Here is a 16,913-nt window from a genome sequence, read left to right on the forward strand (position 1 = left end):
ATGGCTACTCAGACTGTACGTGATAACTCTCAGGAGAACCGCAAAGCCGTCATCCGCCAGCGCCTCGCGCACGGTGGCATGATTACCGCTCTCAGCCTCCTCCTGCTGGCCTTCATCTGGCCATTCTTCCTCGTTCTGACGAACGCATTCAAGTCCATGAGCGACATCACGGGCGAACCGCTGAGCATCATCGGCTCTCATGGCTTCAGCCTGAAGAACTTCACGAGTGCCATGAAGAAGATGCACTTCTGGCGCGTCTTCGGTAACTCGGCCGTCATCACGGTCTCCGCTACCGTCCTGACCATCCTCGTGTCTGCCATGGCTGCGTACGTCATCGTGCGTAACCCGAAGTGGACGGCGTCGAAGCTCGCCTTCTCCGCCATGGTGGCATCCATGGTTATCCCATTCCAGGTGCTCATGGTGCCTTTGGTTTCGGTCTACGGTGGCTACCTCGGTGTGCTGAACTCGCGCATCACCCTCATCCTCATGCACGTGGGCTTCTCCGTGTCCCTGGCAGTCTTCATGTTCCACGGCGCTATTAAGACGAATGTGCCGGTAGAGCTGGAAGAAGCTGCGGAGATCGATGGCGCAGGCAAGTGGCGCACGTTCTGGACAGTGGTCTTCCCACTGCTGAAGCCTACTGCGGCTACAGTAGCCATTATCGACGCCATGGCATTCTGGAACGACTACCTCCTGCCGTCCCTGGTTCTGACGAATAAGAAGCTGTATACCATTCCTATCGCTACGCAGGTCTTCTACGGAACCTACTCCACGGATATCGGCCTGGTCATGGCTGCTCTGCTGCTGGCCATGCTGCCTATCCTCATCCTTTACTTGGCTCTGCAGCGCTTCATCGTGGCCGGCGTCACTGCCGGTGCGGTGAAGGGCTAAAGTAGCAGAGTGAAGCGCTAGGCACGTTACGCCTATCATTTCTCTCAAGTCCCTCGTCTTCTTTTTGTTCGGGAAGGCGGGGGACTTCTGTATGCGGGGCGGGGGCAGAGGCTGTCGGGGGCGGCCGGGAAGACCTCCCCGAGCAATGAGGAAATTCTACGCAAAACAGGCCATTTGTAGTCACGAATGACCGTTGACTTCGCGAATCGAACGCAAGAATGGCTTAACCTCGTCATTTCGCGTGTCATTCGTGACTACAAATGCGTCCCCATGTGGATAACTACCCTCGGCGACACACATATTCACATCTGCTAACAATCCCTCTCTGAGCGTGACATCCCACTCGGAATCCTCGACAATAGAACCATGAGAATCTATGCTCCGAGCTTCGCACTGACGCATGCGAAGAATCATGAGGAACAGCGTCATTTTAAACGCGCAGTCGCGCGCGGCGAGTATGTCGAGCCGATGCGCGGATTCTTCGCGCGAACGCTCGACTGGAATGCGCTGAAGTGGGATGAGCGGAAATTGGAAGAAATCTATGCTCTCGCGCGCGTCCACCCGAACTGGACGTTCACGGGGCTGACGGCCGCCGCGATCTGCGGTATTATGCTGCCGCACGAGTGGCTCTACGAGGAGCTGCACGTCGCTGTCGAACGCGGCACGAGGATCCGCCATGCCAGCCTGAACATCCGCGTGCACGAGATAACCGGTTCGAGCCGAGGTCTTCCACCGCCTGACGAGGAATTGAGCGAGGACGAACGCGAACTCCAGGAGCTGCAGCCCTCCATTATCTTCAGTCCGGACGATCTCGCGCGCAGTTACGAACCGCTCACAGACACGGTGGCGCTCGTGAACGGTGTGCGCGTGCTCGTGCCGGAACACATCATCTGCGAATGCCTACGCGCGGCGGATTTCGTGCATGCGCTAGCCGTCGCGGACATGCTGGCACAGCAGTTTCCGGGAGCGAGTGCGAAGCTCGCTCAGGTCATCCGCGAACGATCCGGCGACCACGGGATGGCGAAGGTCGCGTTACGTGCGCGGTTTATCGACGAAAAATCCGGTTCGATAGAGGAGTCGATGCTGCGTGCACGCTTGATTCAGGCCGGTTTTCCGGCGCCGCGCGTGCAGGTGGACTACATGCCGTCTTTTCGGCACGCGCCCGATGGCGAAAGGCTGCGCGCGAGCGTGGGACGGACGTTACGTGCGGCGTACACGTGGGAGCGACCGCGGCCGGGGCTGCGCGAAGTGAAGGAGCTCGGCCGGCGCACCCGTGCTCGTGCGACGGGACACGTGGCTGCGCCGGACCGCGTAGACCGCGTCGTCGTTCTGCTCGACGACCTGCATCCGGGCGCTGGACTCGCGCCGCCCGGCATGCTCCGTTCGGAATTCGAAGCGCTTCGTAGACTCGAGAACGAGCGGCTGCTCGCCCGCGTTCTTGCTCTGAAAAGCATCGGCTGTGACGTCATCCACGTGTCTGCTGAGGACAATTTTCGCACTGTCTGCGAGAAGATCGACGCGGCGGGAGTGAAGCGTGTGAGCTTTCAGGAGCAGCGGAAGCGCGGACGGTATTTGTGAAGCTGACGTGTGTTTCTAACGTTTGTAGTCACGAATGACACAGGGCGCGACGAGATGAAGCCATTCTTGTGTTCGATTCGCGAAGTCAACGGTCATTCGTGACTACAAAATACAGGTTTTACGGAAAATTTTTCTATGCGCGCGAACGACATCCGCGAACTATATGCGAACGTTTGCATATAGTCCCTCCCATCCACTATACTGTAACGCGGTACAGGCGCCTGACGAACGGGCGCCTTTTTCTTTAGAAAACGTAGAGGGTTGTGTATGGCACAGAATAATTTCCCCCTGCCAGGTTCAGGTAAGTTCCAGCGTCCGGGCATCGACGACCGCCCAGACCTGGACGAGGCATTTGACGAGGACCAGATGAATGCCATTAACCGCTTGGCTATGCCGATGAAGACAGAGCATATCGACGAGGATCACACCATAGCGAATCCAGATCTCCAGCTCGCTCGCATGAGTGCCGAGTCGGGTACTGCGGCCGTGGCAGCCGTGGCTACGGAGGTTCCAGGCACGGACTCCGCATTCCTCGACCTGCGTGACCCTATGGTCAGCCCAGACGGACACCGCCCGTCGCGCACGGAAGTCATCCGCCTGGGTATAGGCTTCACGCTCACTGCATTCCTCGGCGCCATCCCGTGGCTGGCCATGAATTCGGTGCTCCTGCCAGACCTCCTGCAGCGTATCGATTTCGGTAGCAAAGATGCCATGATTTCCATTATCAGCTCCGTGGGCGCTGTGGTGGCACTCCTCTCGAATGTCATCTTCGGCACCTTCTCGGACCTGACCCGTTCGCGCTTCGGACGCCGCACACCGTGGATTATCGCGGGTGGCCTCGTGGCTGGCATCTCGGTTATGCTCATCTCCCTGGCCACGAACGCGTGGGCTGTGGTAGTCCTCATGTGCCTGGCTCAGCTCGGCTATAACATGATGCTCGCACCATTCGTAGCCACTATGTCCGACCGCATTCCAGATAAGTACCGCGGTACTGTCTCCGCATTCTACGGCGCGGGCATCACCACCGGTCAGACCATGGGTACGCTCGTCGGCTCGGTGATGACGAATACGTCGCTCGGCTTCGCGCTCGGCGGCGGCCTTTTCGCGCTGCTCGGCTTCATTACGGTGGCCATCTGGCCGCGCGAGAAGGGGAATAAGGATCAGCACCGCGAAGAGTTCACTCCGGCTATGGTTCTGAATTCTTTCCGCCCTCCTCGTAACGCGCCGGACTTCTACCTCGCTCTCGTGGGCCGCACGCTCATGATGGCCGGCTACTTCATGATTTCCAGCTATCAGCTGTACATCGTGCAGTATTACATTTTCGGCGGCGGCGAGAATTCGAATGCGGATGCGCGTTCGGTCATCGCCATCATGTCCACTATCACCCTCGTCGTTTCGCTCGTGGCAGCCTTCGTGTCCGGCCCTATAGCCGACTACATCGGTAAGCGTAAGCTTCCGGTCGCGCTGGCCAGCTGCCTGTTCGCGGTGGGCGCGGCCATGCCGTGGATCTTCCCGAACGCGTGGGGCATGTACGCGTTTGCCGTCATCGCCGGTTTCGGCTATGGCGTCTATAACGCGATAGATCAGGCTTTGAATGTGGCAATTCTTCCGAACCCTGACGAGGCGGGTAAAGACTTGGGCATTCTGAACCTCGCGAACACCCTGTGCACCGTGCTCGGCTCCGTCTTCACGGCAGGTATCTTCATGATCTTTAAGAGCTACGCTCTGGTCTTCCCAGTGTGCATCGTGGTGGTGCTGCTGGCAGCATTTATCATTATGCAGATCAAGGGCGTGGAATAAAGACCACATAGTGGTACACCGCACGCACGAAATCAGCCCTCATCGCTAAGATGGGGGCTTAGTGTTTGGGGACAAAATCCTGCGACGACGAAGATAAATAAATTCTTTGATGAAGGAGTGCCACATGGCAGCTACTATTTGGTATGAAAAGGATGCAAACCCTTCTGTTCTCGACGGTAAGAAGGTAGCCATCATCGGTTACGGTTCTCAGGGTCACGCGCACGCACTGAACCTGCGCGACTCTGGTGTGGACGTCGTCGTAGGTCTGCGCCCATCCTCGAAGTCCGTGGAATTCGCGAAGGAGCAGGGCCTCGAAGTCAAGTCCGTCGGCGAAGCTACTGCTGAAGCAGACATCGTCATGATTCTGGCTCCAGACCAGTACCAGCGCACCATCTGGGCGAACGACATCGAGCCTAACCTGAAGCCTGGTGCAGCCATCGCTTTCGCACACGGTTTTAACATCCATTACGGCTACATCAAGCCATCCGAAGACCACCCAGTATTCATGGTGGCTCCGAAGGGACCAGGCCACATCGTACGCCGTCAGTACACCGAGGGTCGCGGTGTGCCAGTAGTCGTAGCAGTGGAGCAGGATCCTCACGGGGATGCATGGGACATCACCCTGGCATACTCCGCAGGTATCGGCGCTCTGCGCGCAGGCGCTATCAAGACCACCTTTAAGGAAGAGACCGAGACCGACCTCTTCGGTGAGCAGAACGTGCTCATGGGTGGCGTGAACAAGCTCGTCGAAATGGGCTTCGAAGTCCTCACCGACGCTGGTTACCAGCCAGAGATCGCCTACTTCGAGGTGTGCCATGAGCTGAAGATGCTCGTGGACCTCATGAACGAAGGTGGCCTGAATAAGGCTCGCTGGTCCTGCTCGGATACCGCACAGTATGGCGACTACACGAACACCGTCGTAGACGAGTCCTGCCGTGAGCGCATGGAGTACCACCTCAAGCGCATCCAGGATGGTTCCTTCGCGAAGGAGTTCATCGACGACCAGGATGCAGGCGCTCCACATTTCAAGGAGCTGCAGGAGAAGTACTCGAACGTACGCATCGAGACCGTCGGTCCGAAGCTGCGCGCTATGTTCTCCTGGAACGGCGACGGCGTAGCAGATGCTGATGAAGGTCAGTCCTTTAACGGTAAGATAGCTCGTACGCAGGTACAGGAGTAAGCTTTCTGAACGATAAGGGGACCCAGCCAGATAGCTGGGTCTCCTTTTTTGCGTTTTTGTAGTCAGGAATGACACACACTTTTACGAAAACAAGCCATTCTTGCGTTCGATTCGCGAAGTCAACGGCCATTCGTGACTACAAACACGCACTTTTGCGACAAAAACCTAGAGTGCTCGAAGCGAGCCCCTCCCCGGAAGCCTCGAGAGGAACTACTGCAGAATGGTCTCCATAACCGTCTCCTGTGGCTTCATCCCGAGCTTCTCATAGAAGGCCCGCGCGCCAGGGTTGCACTCCCAGACACCGAGCGTGAGGTTATAGTATCCGCGCTCACGCGCCCACGACTGCACATATTCGAGCAGCACGCGTCCCACGCCCATGCCTCGTGCAGCAGAGTCCACACACACGTCATCCACGTAGAGCGTGCGAATATCCCGGAAGAGCGCATCCCCTGTCCGGTCCTGTGTGATGCAGAAGCAGTGCCCGTACACCACGGACGGATCATCCGCACGCACAGCCACGAAGACAGGATCATCATCCGAAGCAGTGAGCCGCTCGCGCAGCTCCCTCTCAGAATACTTCGTCACGCGGTTGAAAAGATCTGGCCGCCCGTCAGCATGGACGGAATTGACCTGACGTAAAAGCTCGAGGAGGGCAGGAATGTCCGCCGCCTGCGCCCGGCGTATCGTGAGAGAAACAGTCATACCACGCAAGCATACCGTAACATGGACGTTTCCTCCATGCGCTAGACTAAAACGCATGACAGACCAGAAAGAGACCCAGCAGAAGCGTTCGCGCCTAAAAGACGTAGACCATCTCGACCAGAATAACGAGATGGAGCGCGGCCTGAAGAACCGGCACGTGCAGTTCATCGCCATCGGCGGAACCATAGGCACCGGGCTGTTCCTCGGCTCGGGCGAATCCATCGCGCTGACCGGCCCGTCTATCATCTTCGTATACATCGCCGTGGGCCTGTTCATGTTTATCCTCATGCGCGCCATCGGCGAGCTCATGTACCGCGACCCGAGCCAGCACACCTTCATTAATTTCATCGGCACGTATGTGAGCCCGGCGTGGGGAAAATTCGCCGGATGGTCGTACTGGATAGTGCTCATTCTCATCGGCATGACGGAGATAGCCGCCGTATCCACGTACTGTGTGAGCTTTTTCGGCACATTCGGCATCGACGTCTCGTCGTATAAGTGGCTTATCGAGCTCGTCTTCCTCGTCGTGCTCACAGCGGTAAACCTTATCGCGGTGAAAGTCTTCGGCGAGGCGGAATTCTGGTTCTCTATGATTAAGATAGCCCTTATCATCGGGCTTATCCTCACGGCTGCCGTCATGGTGGTCATCCACTTTAGCTACCCGGCCCAGACCCTGAATGGCGTGACCTCGCCAGCGGGGACGGTCACCATCCAGAACATCCTCCACGGCTTCCAGCTCGCGCCGAACGGCTGGATGAGCTTCGTCATGGCGTTCCCTATGGTCTTCTTCGCGTACGAGCTCATCGAGTTCGTGGGCGTGACGGTCTCCGAGACCGAGAATCCACGCGAGATCCTGCCGAAGGCCATTAATCAGCTCATTTACCGCATTCTCATCTTCTACGTGGGTGCGCTCGTGGCCATCATGTGCATCGTTCCGTGGCGTAACTTCGTGCCGGATGCGCAGGGCTCCGTCGCTTCTCCCTTCATTATGGTCTTCCGCTATGCTGGCGTGGACTGGGCAGCGGCTCTCGTCTTCTTCGTGGTCATCACCGCGGCGAGCTCCGCGCTGAACTCTCTGCTCTACTCGGCTGGCCGTCACCTGTACCAGCTGGCGGATGATGCGCCGTCCACGAGTCTGCTCAGCCGCTTGAAGCTCGGCGAGGTCTCCACGCATAAGGTGCCGGCACGCGCTATCATCGCCTCGGCTGTGCTCATCATTCTTTCGCCTATCGTGAGCATGATTCCGGCTGTAAAGTCTGCCTTCACGCTCTTCTCCTCGGCGTCCAGTGCGGTCATCATCTTCATCTACATACTGACCATGGTGGCGCATTACCGCTACCGTACGAGCCCGGCGTTCGCGCGTGATGGCTTCCTCATGCGCGGGTATCGCGTCTTCGACGTGGTGGGCATCGCCTTCTTCGTCTTCATTTACGGCTCGCTTTTCGCCTCGGCCGAGCGCATCGTGCCGGCCATCGCGGGCCTCGTCTGGCTCGTAGGCTTCGGTGCTTACTGCATGCTGAAGAAGGATCCTGCCCAGGAGTAAGACCGCTCAGCTTTTTTCTCGGTGTCAATTCTCGCGAAGTTCCACTCGGGCACTGCCGGGTGGCGCAGCCGCTGAGGGTCAGTGAGGAAAAGCGCTGTGGCCAGACCGTCCGCCCACGCTGTGGGATGGGCGCTCGTCGAGACAGTGACCCAGGAGGCGTAGGTGGCCGTGGTCGCGTCCAGAATGTGGTGGACTTCCTCTCCCGTATCCAGCGATGTCCAGTGGCGGCGCGAGGGGGAGGAGGCGCACAGAGCAGTGCCTGGCTCGAGGTCCACAGTGCCGAGTGCCTGGCTGAAATTCCACGGATTTTCGAGGCCTGCGGTGAGATGCTCGGTGGTGTAGATGTCTCCGCCGGCATTAATGGTGTAGGCGCTGACATACTGGTCGAGGATGTGAGCCATGCGGTCCACTGCGAAGCCCTTTCCAGCAGCACCGAAGTCCAGAGGATGATCACCTTCCTGTCCGAATAGCGGACCATATCCCATTTTTACGAGGCGCTCGGCGACGAGGGGGCTGAAACGTCCGTCGGTGAGTGCGCCGAGCACGTCATAAATCTCGAAAAGCTCGTCCGCCCAGGAGGGGAAGCGGCGTAAGGCGGAGGGAGAATTGACCACAGAATCTGGTCGAAAGCGCGAAAATATGCGGTCGAACTCGTCGATGCATGCGTCAAGTGCAGGACGTGCTGCACGCACGGACGGTGAGGGGGAGCTCACGAGGATGCCCGTGCCGAACGCCTGAGGAAAGCTGAGAGTATACGGCATATTTTCTACGCTACAGCGTGTGCGCGAAAAATTCACAGAAAAAACTCTTTATCTTTCAGCGAAATTCCTCTACGCTTAATGAGGGCGCGAAAGCGTCAGAGAGTAAAGGAGCAGAAAGCGTGAAGTATCGCGATATATTCGGACGCATGGCCGTACTAGCAGGAGCGCTTCTCATGGCTCTCATGCTCGCCGTACCACAGGCGCATGCGGCGGATGCTTCTTCTGCCACGCCATCCATCCCGCAGTCCGCGAACGTGGACTCGTGGAGCGCGGTCGCTTCTGCCATCCAGACGGACCTTAACGCAGGCGTCGCCTCCCTGAACGCAGGCGATTCCACCACCGCAGCCACGAGCTTCCAGCGCGCGTATAACGTGGACTACGTGGCATCGAACATGGCCGTGGTCCTCCCAGCGCAGACAGCACAGCCACTGCACGACGAGCTGCTCGCCTTCACCACAGACGTCTTCGTGGCCGCGAAAGCGAGCACCATCCCAGAGCGCGTCGCAGCTCTCGAACCGCAGCTCACGGCAGCCGCCCAGGCTCTCGACGCAGACGCAAACCAGTCAAATCCGCGTGATTACGCGACGGCTCGTGCCCAGAAGACGGCTGAAGAGCGCCAGAAGCTGGACGCCGCGAAGACGCGCACGAATGCGGGCCGCGGCTCGCGCACATGGTCGGACATCGCAGTGGAGATGACGGGCATCCTCGACCGCGCGCAGACGGCAGCCACCACGGGAAAGAATGACCGTGAAGGCTCGGATCTCGTGAACCACGCGTACTACCAGTACTACGAAAAGCTCGGCTTCGAAAAGACGGTGATGAGCGCCATCTCCGGCGACCGCGTCTCCCAGGTGGAAAACCAGTTTAAGGAAACGCGCAAGTCCATGATCGGCGGGAAGTCGGACACGGAAGTAGAAAAGAACGTGGCCGACCTCAAGCAGATGCTCGTCACCGATGCGAAGATTCTCGACGACGGTGCCGCCTCGAAAGTGAACCCTGTGGTCTCCTTCGTCACCTCCTCCTTCGGTCAGGCGTTCATCATCCTGCTGCGCGAAGGCCTCGAAGCCATGCTCGTCGTGGCAGCCATTGTGGCCTACCTGGCGAAGGAAGGCCTTAAGCGCATGCTGAAGTTCATCTACCTCGGCGTGGTGGCGGGCCTGGTGGCCTCGGGCATTATGGCCGCGCTGCTCATTCTTCTCTTCCAGAATGCGGGCTCGCATCAGGAAGTGTTCGAAGGAGCGACGGCGCTTGTGGCCATGGTCATGCTGCTCTTTACGAGTAACTGGATGCTGGGCAAGTCCTCGCACCAGTCCTGGACACGCTACGTGGACGATAGGACGAAGGAAAGCGCCTCGAAGGGAAGCGTCTTCTCGCTGGCACTGCTCGCCTTCCTCGCGGTCTTCCGTGAGGGCGCGGAGACGGTCATCTTCTACCAGGCCATCATGGGCATGACCTATGACCAGAACTACCTGCCTCTGGTCTGGGGTGCGCTCGCGGCTGTGGTGGTCCTCGTGGGCTTCTTCCTCGTCTTCCGCTATACCACCGTGAAGATTCCGTATAAGCCATTCTTCGCGACCATGTCCGTGCTCATGGGCATTCTCGTGGTCATCTTCGCGGGCTCGGGTCTGCATGAGCTCATCGAGGCGGACGTGATCAGTGGAACGTACATGTCCACCTGGCCGACGAACGACTTCCTCGGCATCTACCCGTACGTGCAGACCGTGGGCTTCCAGCTGGTCATGCTGCTGGTCGTGCTGGGACTGTTCGCGTGGGCAGGCGTGCGTGCGCGTCGTGAACGGCAGGTTCGGGAGGCGTAGGCTGAGGCGTTATCCCAATTTTTAATATTTTTCAGTAATTCAGAAAGAAAGAAGAAACACTATGGCAAAGAAAGCTACAGTAGCAGCTCTGGCACTCCTGCTCGCAGGCTCCCTGGGACTCGGTGCATGCGGTGCGCAGACTTCCACCTCGAGTGCGAAGTCGGACACGAGTAGCTCGCAGAAGTCTGATGCGAAGTCGGATAACAAGTCGGAGTCTACGAGCGATGGTGCGGGCTTCGAAGAGTTTCCTATCGGTGACGATAAGGAAGTGGGCCCACTGAACGTGGCGATGGTGTACTTCCAGCCAGTGGATATGGAGCCAGCAGGTATGGGTCTGTCCGCTGCGGAGTCCAGCTTCCACCTCGAAGCAGATATCCACGCTCTGGCGAATAACGACCTCGGCTATGCGAAGGGTGACTTCGTGCCAGACCTGACCGTATCCTACGAGATCATAAACAAGTCCACGAATGAGACGGCTGCCTCCGGTACCTTCATGCAGATGAACGCGGATGACGGCCCTCACTACGGTGGTAACGTGAAGCTCGACCAGGCTGGTTCCTACACCGTGAAGCTGAGTATCGCATCCCCTGCGGAAAAGGGCTGGGCTCTGCACGTGGATAAGGAGACGGGTGTGAAGGGCAAGTTCTGGACCACGCCTCTGGAAGTGAGCTACGACTGGGATTACACGCCTATGCAGTGGTAGTGCCCTCCTCTGAGGTGCATGCTCCTTTTTCTCCAATCGGAATATTTTCCCGAAAATGGGCAGTTTGTAGTCACGAATGACCGTTCACTTTATGAAGTCAAGACAAGAATGGCTTAACTTCGTCACAGTGGCGGTCATTTGTGACTACAAGTGGCCTAAAAACACTCTAGATAACTGACTGCTCCTGGATTAAGCTAAAAACTATGCTAGAACAATTCGTCACAGCTCTGCCGGGCTCTCTCGCGCCTATTCTGCTGACCATGGTCATCAGTGCCGTGTGTAAGCCAGCAGATGCGCGCTACCATACCACGCGCGTGCGGTATGTGCGCGTGGCCGGCGTGGTTCTGGGTATCGTGGCAGCCATCGTCTTCGCCACTCTGCGGGGGACGGGCCTGCTTACGCAGCGCACTATCGTGAATCAGCCGACGCTCGTGGCCTGCATCCTCGCGGACATCGCAGCGCTTGTGGCCTTCGCGGCGCTGGTGAAGAATGAGCCAGAGCAGAAATTGTATACAGCAGGAAACGTCATCTTCGGTGTCGCGCTCGCGCTGACGTACTTCCGCGCGCTGCCGGACGTCATCCTGCGCGTGACGAACTTCGTGGAAACCGGGCAGACGCCGTTTACCTCGGATATGCTGCTGCGCGCGCTCGGCTTCACGCTCGGCATCGCTGCCAGCGTGGTCATCGCCGCTATCTTCTCCGCGCTCGTCAGCACGGTGGGAGCGCGGATTTTCGCCATCACGGGCATAGCGCTCACCGCGCTCATAGCCGCACAGCACGTCATCGACCTCACTCAGATTCTTTTCAGCACGCGGGCCATTCGCCTGCCGTCCTTCGCGTTCCGGGCGCTCGTATGGGGGCTGAATAACACGCTCACGCTCGTCATCGCTCAGGCGGTGGTCTTCGTTATCCCTGTGGCGGCCGCTTTCGTGGCGGGGTGGAAAACGGCGGTAGAGGGGCAGACCATCGCTGAGGTGCGCATACACCGCAAATTTAAGCGTCACGCGTATGTGGCTGTGGCCTTCAGCCTGCTCGCAGTGCTCGGCGTGGGCGCTGCTCTCACCTACGGTGTGGCCGCTACCCACGTGGAGATAAAGCTGTCCGAGCCGGAAAAGTATGTCCTCGAAGACGGCGTGGCGAAGATTAAAGCGTCCCAGGTCTCCGACGGTCACCTGCACCGCTTCGAATATAAGGCTTCAGACGGTACCACCATGCGGTTCCTCGCCATTAAGAAGGGTAGCGGCGGCATCGTGGTGGTGCTCGACGCGTGTGATAACTGTGGAGATGCGGGATACTACGAAAAGGATGGAAAGGTCATCTGTAAGAAGTGTGACGTGGCCATGAACATAGCCACCATAGGCTTTAAGGGTGGGTGTAATCCGGTGCCTATAGACTTCGAGAACGATGGCACCACCGTCACCGTCCAGACGTCCGTACTGGATGCGAATTCCTCCTACTTTAGGCGTTAGAGAGGTGATGAGATGTACTTTATGCGTATGATCATCCGCTCGCTGACGCAGGAGCTGAGAAAGCGCCTGCTCATGGGGCTCACGGTGCTCCTCGCAGCTACCGTGTCCACGGCCATGCTCGGCGTGGTCTTCGATGTGGGCGATAAACTGACCGATGAGCTGTCCACCTATGGGTCGAATATCACCGTTCGGCCGAAGTCGGATGCTGTGCTTTCGGAGCTCTACTCCTCGAGCTCCACCTCCACCCCGAGCTCGGCGAAGGCAGACCCGACCTCTTTCATTCACGAGTCAGACCTCGCGAAGATGAAGACCATCTTCTGGGCGTATAACATTCTGAACTTCGCACCACAGCTGACACATCACGTGACCGTGAATGGCGTGGAGAACACGCCTGTGGTGGGAACATGGTTTAATAAGACGCTGAACCTGTCTACGGGCGAGACCACTGTGGTGGGTCTGAAGGGCATGCGAAACTGGTGGCAGGTGCAGGGGTCCTGGGCGAGTGATGATGACTCGCAGAATGGGGAACCTCAGGCTATGGTGGGCGCCACCTTCGCATCCGAGCATAACGTCCATGTGGGCGACGAGCTCCAGATAGGCTCGGATGGTCAGAAGGCGAAAGTCACGGGCATCTTCACCTCCGGTGATGATGATGATAAAGCCGTCTTCACCACCACCGCACTCCTCCAGAATGTCACGGGCCTGGCGGACTCGGTGAACTACGTGGAAGTCAAAGCTCTGACCACTCCAGAAAACGACCTCGCGCGCAAAGTGGAAAAGTCTCCAGAAGCCGTCTCGAAGACGGAATGGGAGACGTGGTACTGCACGGCCTACGTGAGCTCCATAGCCTATCAGATAGAAGAAGTGATCCCGGGCGCAGTGGCGAAGCAGGTACGCCAGGTGGCGGCCCTGCAGGGGAACGTCTTACGTAAGACGCAGGCCATCATGATAGTCATGACGGTACTCACGCTGCTTGCAGCCACCATAGCCGTGGCGAACCTCATGGCTGCAGCCACAGCGGAGCGCTCGGGAGAGATAGCTCTGCGCAAGGCCATCGGGGCGAAGAACAGCGAAGTGATGCGCTTCATCCTCGCGGAGACGGGCATTATCTGCGCTCTCGGAGCAGTGCTCGGCGCGCTGCTCGGTACGGGCGTGGCGCAGGCCATCGGCCAGGTGGTCTTCCACGCGGGCATCGTCATGCGGCCTATGGTCTTCGTGCTTGTGGCGGTGCTGCTGGCTCTGACGGTGCTGCTCGCCTCCGTATCTGCTCTTCGCTCCATACTCCACGTGAAACCAGCTGAGGTGCTTCATGGAAGATAAAGTGTATACCGCTGCGGACCTCAAGCGCCGTGAGCGCGCGAACCGTGCCATGTTCTGGACTATGATTCGTGGCGCCATTCTGCGCCGCCGCTCTCGCGCTATTATGGCCGTCATCGCTTCTCTCGTGGGAGCTGCCACGCTGTTCGTGCTCGTCATGGTGTGCATCGTGGTGCCTGCGCAGATGACGGAAGAAATGCGCGCCTATGGTGCGAATCTCGTGGTGACGAGTAACCAGACGGGAGCCACGGAAAACGGTATCCAGAAAGATATGGTGGAGCATACCACGGAGATGGTGCGCGCCACGGGCTTCGGCGAGACACATGCCACGTACCGCTATGATACGGTGCGCGTGAATTCGGCGTCCTACCAAATGGCCGGCATTAACCCGAACGAAGTGCGTTCCATGAATAAGTTCTGGGATGTGACCGGCTCGTGGCCGAGCGCTGAAAACCAGGTGCTCATCGGCACGGATGTGGCCGAGCGGCTGAGTGTGAAAATTGGCCAAAGCATCACGGTGGGATACGTGGAAGACGACGCGGTGAATACCATTCTCGACACCGAGGGCACGCGCATGCAGGTGGTGGGCACGGTCAGCACGGGCGGAAACGAGGACTCCATGCTGTACGTGACGAACGCGACGCTCGACGCGCTGACCGGCCAGAACGGCCAGAGCGGGCAGAACGGCCAGTCGCGCGGCGCGGACGTCATCGAATACTCGTCCGAGGCATCCGGCGCAGACCTCGATAAACTCGTGACGAACATTAACGACATGAAGTCCATGAACGTGACCGCCCAGGCCGTGAGCAAGATCTCCCAAGCGAACGCAAGCATCATCGCCATGCTGACCACGCTCTTCTGGATTATCTCGCTCGTCATCGTGGCGCTCACCCTCGTGGGCGTGTCCACGACCATGACGTCCATCGTCTCCCAGAGGCGTAATGAGATAGGTCTGCGCAAGGCACTCGGGGCGTCGAACCGGTCCATCGCGGTGGAGTTCTACGTGGAGTCTGCGCTCTACGGCGTGGCGGGCGGCCTGCTCGGCGTGCTCGTGGGCTCGGGCGTCGCGTGGGTGCTCATCCGGACGGTGTTCGACCGCGAGACGAGCGTGAACGTGGGGCTGGGGGCGGCGTGCGTGGCTGTGGCGGCGCTCATCGCGGTGGTGGCGTCCATCCTGCCTGTACGCAAGGCCTCGCGCATCGACCCGGCAGTGGTGCTGCGCGAAGAGTAGGCTCGGGAAGAAAGGCTAGTTATGGAAAACGAAAAGCAGAGCAGCGACGTCGTCCTGCATTTAGACCACGTTTCGAAGATATACGGCGAGCTGCACGCGCTCGACGACCTGACCTTGAGCGTTCCGCGCGGCCAATGGCTGTCCATCGTCGGCTCGTCCGGCTCGGGGAAGACGACGCTTATGAACATCATCGCGTGCCTCGATACGCCGAGCCGCGGGTCCGTCGTGCTGCGCGGCGTGGACGTGTCCGGCCTGCGTGAGCGCGAGCTGGCAGACGTGCGTAAGAACGTCATAGGGCTGGTCTTCCAGAAGTTCTACCTCGTGCAGCATCTGACCGCGCTGGAGAACGTTATGACTGCCCAATACTACCACTCCGTCGTGGATGAGTCCCAAGCGCTGGACGCTCTGCGCCAGGTGGGACTCGAAGACAGGGCTCATCATCTGCCGAGTCAGCTTTCGGGTGGCGAGCAGCAGCGCGTGTGCATAGCGCGTGCGCTGATTAACTGCCCAGAAATCCTCCTCGCTGACGAGCCGACGGGTAACCTCGACGAAGCGAACGAACACATCGTTCTCGACTTGTTCAAGCGCCTGCACGAGCAGGGTACCACCATCATCGTGGTCACGCATGACTCCACTGTGGCTAGCCAGGCGCAGCGCGAAATTATGCTGAACCACGGCAAGCTCGTGGGCGAGCAGTGGAATGACGAGGCGGCTCGCGAGGAGTATGAAGCTCTCGTGGGGTCGTCAAGCCTCGGGACGTTCGACGATCCGACGAAATCGGCGAAAGATACGCTCAGTGGGTCTGAGGAGTAGGAGGAATCATAATAATGAACTCTAGCGTAACGAAAAATGCCGCACTCGCAGGCGTGGGCGTAGTCGCCGCATCGCTGCTCCTCGCGGGGTGCGGTTCGAGCGCGCCGGCTGCGGGGGATAACGCGGATCTGCAGAGTAACTCGACGGCGAACAGCTCGTCTTCGTCAGCAGGCACGAACGGAACAAACGGCTCGGCGGGCGCGGACGAGAACGTCAGTAATGAATTGAAATTCCCAGACGCGAAAGCAGATACGGGAACGTACGGCGACGGTACCTATACGGTGAGCGGACACTACGGCGAGCACAGCGCGAGCACGCTCGACGTCTCCGTGACCGTGGGCGCGGGGAAGGTGACGGCCGTCGGGGTAAAGCCGACGACGAGCTCTGCCATCTCGAAAAAGTACGGTGATGACTTCGTCAAGGCCGTATCCGGCGAAGTCGTGGGCAAAGACCTTAAAGACTTAAAGCTCAGCGTGGTGGCCGGAGCGAGCTGGACCACGGACGCATTCAACCAGGCTCTCGTGAATGTGCGCGGCGAGGCGTCCGTGCAGGCGGGGGCGCAGTAGGCGCGTTTCGTGTCCTGTAGAGTTCATGACGTATACTTGAATAACTGTTAGATAATATGCGCAGTATCTAGCATAAAAGATGATGTAATGCTCTCGCCGGGGCGTTGGACCCCTCTCGGATGGGTAGAGGGGTTGAGGACGCTAGGCGAGGGCAAATCTTTTTAACCGGCATAAAAGCTACGTAGATTAGTAGATTATGGTTCGGGAGTGCTGGTTTCATCCACGAGATGACGAATGAACTCTTTCGCTGCTCTTATGTCCTGATACTTCGGAGCAGTACCGCCATACTTATTTGAGAATTTTTCGATAGGAGTGAGCTTTTCACGACGCGAGGATACGTGTGGGGAAGGATGGAGCGAAAATAAATGGTCTGAAAACGGCTTAAAACCTTGTATCTCTTTTTCACAGCTTTTCTAGCTCACAATGGCGGCGTCCTGAAAAGCTCATTCCTGCATCGTAGGCTGGCGAGTCCGTGTACACCGCACTCGTCATAGAGAAGGGGTAGCGTCTTCGAGCTCATTACTCGAGAGCACTACCCCTTC

General features: G+C 58.5%; 14 protein-coding genes. 12 read left to right on the top strand and 2 right to left on the bottom strand.

Features of this window, described 5'->3' with window-relative positions:
• From ALMA_RS01030 to ilvC, 4 genes are all read left to right on the top strand, one after another.
• Complete coding sequence (locus tag ALMA_RS01030) at positions 1–891, top strand: carbohydrate ABC transporter permease (protein ID WP_094726006.1); 891 nt, start codon at positions 1–3, stop codon at positions 889–891.
• A gap of 366 nt (positions 892–1,257) precedes the next feature.
• On the top strand, positions 1,258–2,469 hold the full coding sequence (locus tag ALMA_RS01035) for a hypothetical protein (RefSeq protein WP_094726007.1): 1,212 nt from the start codon (positions 1,258–1,260) through the stop codon (positions 2,467–2,469).
• Between the two features lie 267 nt (positions 2,470–2,736).
• Positions 2,737–4,269, top strand: a complete 1,533-nt coding sequence (locus tag ALMA_RS01040; protein WP_094726008.1) for an MFS transporter — start codon at positions 2,737–2,739, stop codon at positions 4,267–4,269.
• A 124-nt stretch (positions 4,270–4,393) separates the two neighbouring features.
• Complete coding sequence (gene ilvC, locus ALMA_RS01045; RefSeq protein ID WP_086106344.1) at positions 4,394–5,449, top strand: ketol-acid reductoisomerase; 1,056 nt, start codon at positions 4,394–4,396, stop codon at positions 5,447–5,449.
• 210 nt (positions 5,450–5,659) lie between these two features.
• Here ilvC and ALMA_RS01050 read toward each other — a convergent pair whose 3' ends face one another.
• Positions 5,660–6,151, bottom strand: coding sequence for a GNAT family N-acetyltransferase (locus tag ALMA_RS01050; protein WP_094726009.1), 492 nt, complete (start codon positions 6,149–6,151; stop codon positions 5,660–5,662).
• Between the two features lie 55 nt (positions 6,152–6,206).
• On the opposite strand from ALMA_RS01050, the gene ALMA_RS01055 reads away from it, so the two are divergent.
• Complete coding sequence (locus ALMA_RS01055; RefSeq protein ID WP_094726010.1) at positions 6,207–7,694, top strand: amino acid permease; 1,488 nt, start codon at positions 6,207–6,209, stop codon at positions 7,692–7,694.
• Here the strand turns inward: ALMA_RS01055 and ALMA_RS01060 are convergent.
• The gene (locus ALMA_RS01060) at positions 7,658–8,455 is read right to left on the bottom strand and encodes an FAD:protein FMN transferase (RefSeq protein ID WP_094726011.1); all 798 of its coding nucleotides are present in this window, start codon (positions 8,453–8,455) and stop codon (positions 7,658–7,660) included. The genes ALMA_RS01055 and ALMA_RS01060 overlap by 37 nt on opposite strands.
• Before the next feature lie 119 nt (positions 8,456–8,574).
• Between ALMA_RS01060 and ALMA_RS01065 the strand changes: the two genes are divergently transcribed.
• The 7 genes from ALMA_RS01065 to ALMA_RS01095 all read left to right on the top strand — a co-directional run bounded on the left by ALMA_RS01065 (position 8,575) and on the right by ALMA_RS01095 (position 16,371).
• On the top strand, positions 8,575–10,272 hold the full coding sequence (locus ALMA_RS01065; protein WP_244568813.1) for an FTR1 family iron permease: 1,698 nt from the start codon (positions 8,575–8,577) through the stop codon (positions 10,270–10,272).
• A 61-nt stretch (positions 10,273–10,333) separates the two neighbouring features.
• On the top strand, positions 10,334–10,975 hold the full coding sequence (locus ALMA_RS01070) for an iron transporter (protein WP_094726012.1): 642 nt from the start codon (positions 10,334–10,336) through the stop codon (positions 10,973–10,975).
• 203 nt (positions 10,976–11,178) lie between these two features.
• On the top strand, positions 11,179–12,444 hold the full coding sequence (locus ALMA_RS01075) for a DUF2318 domain-containing protein (RefSeq protein WP_094726013.1): 1,266 nt from the start codon (positions 11,179–11,181) through the stop codon (positions 12,442–12,444).
• Between the two features lie 12 nt (positions 12,445–12,456).
• Positions 12,457–13,764, top strand: coding sequence for an ABC transporter permease (locus ALMA_RS01080; RefSeq protein WP_094726014.1), 1,308 nt, complete (start codon positions 12,457–12,459; stop codon positions 13,762–13,764).
• Positions 13,754–14,992, top strand: coding sequence for an ABC transporter permease (locus ALMA_RS01085; RefSeq protein ID WP_094726015.1), 1,239 nt, complete (start codon positions 13,754–13,756; stop codon positions 14,990–14,992). Before ALMA_RS01080 ends, ALMA_RS01085 begins: the two co-directional genes overlap by 11 nt.
• Before the next feature lie 21 nt (positions 14,993–15,013).
• Entirely contained in the window at positions 15,014–15,805 is a 792-nt protein-coding gene (locus ALMA_RS01090; RefSeq protein ID WP_094726016.1) for an ABC transporter ATP-binding protein, read from the top strand.
• 14 nt (positions 15,806–15,819) lie between these two features.
• Entirely contained in the window at positions 15,820–16,371 is a 552-nt protein-coding gene (locus tag ALMA_RS01095) for a hypothetical protein (protein ID WP_094726017.1), read from the top strand.
• The last annotated feature ends 542 nt before the right edge of the window (positions 16,372–16,913 follow it).

The sequence above is a fragment of the Alloscardovia macacae genome (genome assembly GCF_002259705.1).
Classification (GTDB): domain Bacteria; phylum Actinomycetota; class Actinomycetes; order Actinomycetales; family Bifidobacteriaceae; genus Alloscardovia; species Alloscardovia macacae.

Bases quoted from the DNA above. Each gene is read 5' to 3' on its own strand.
- ALMA_RS01050 (WP_094726009.1), bottom strand. From the start codon at position 6,151: ATGACTGTTTCTCTCACGATACGCCGGGCGCAGGCGGCGGACATTCCT.
- ALMA_RS01070 (WP_094726012.1), top strand. From the start codon at position 10,334: ATGGCAAAGAAAGCTACAGTAGCAGCTCTGGCACTCCTGCTCGCAGGC.
- ALMA_RS01095 (WP_094726017.1), top strand. From the start codon at position 15,820: ATGAACTCTAGCGTAACGAAAAATGCCGCACTCGCAGGCGTGGGCGTA.
- ALMA_RS01085 (WP_094726015.1), top strand. From the start codon at position 13,754: ATGGAAGATAAAGTGTATACCGCTGCGGACCTCAAGCGCCGTGAGCGC.
- ALMA_RS01090 (WP_094726016.1), top strand. From the start codon at position 15,014: ATGGAAAACGAAAAGCAGAGCAGCGACGTCGTCCTGCATTTAGACCAC.
- ALMA_RS01075 (WP_094726013.1), top strand. From the start codon at position 11,179: ATGCTAGAACAATTCGTCACAGCTCTGCCGGGCTCTCTCGCGCCTATT.
- ALMA_RS01035 (WP_094726007.1), top strand. From the start codon at position 1,258: ATGAGAATCTATGCTCCGAGCTTCGCACTGACGCATGCGAAGAATCAT.
- ilvC (WP_086106344.1), top strand. From the start codon at position 4,394: ATGGCAGCTACTATTTGGTATGAAAAGGATGCAAACCCTTCTGTTCTC.
- ALMA_RS01080 (WP_094726014.1), top strand. From the start codon at position 12,457: ATGTACTTTATGCGTATGATCATCCGCTCGCTGACGCAGGAGCTGAGA.
- ALMA_RS01040 (WP_094726008.1), top strand. From the start codon at position 2,737: ATGGCACAGAATAATTTCCCCCTGCCAGGTTCAGGTAAGTTCCAGCGT.
- ALMA_RS01030 (WP_094726006.1), top strand. From the start codon at position 1: ATGGCTACTCAGACTGTACGTGATAACTCTCAGGAGAACCGCAAAGCC.
- ALMA_RS01055 (WP_094726010.1), top strand. From the start codon at position 6,207: ATGACAGACCAGAAAGAGACCCAGCAGAAGCGTTCGCGCCTAAAAGAC.
- ALMA_RS01060 (WP_094726011.1), bottom strand. From the start codon at position 8,455: ATGCCGTATACTCTCAGCTTTCCTCAGGCGTTCGGCACGGGCATCCTC.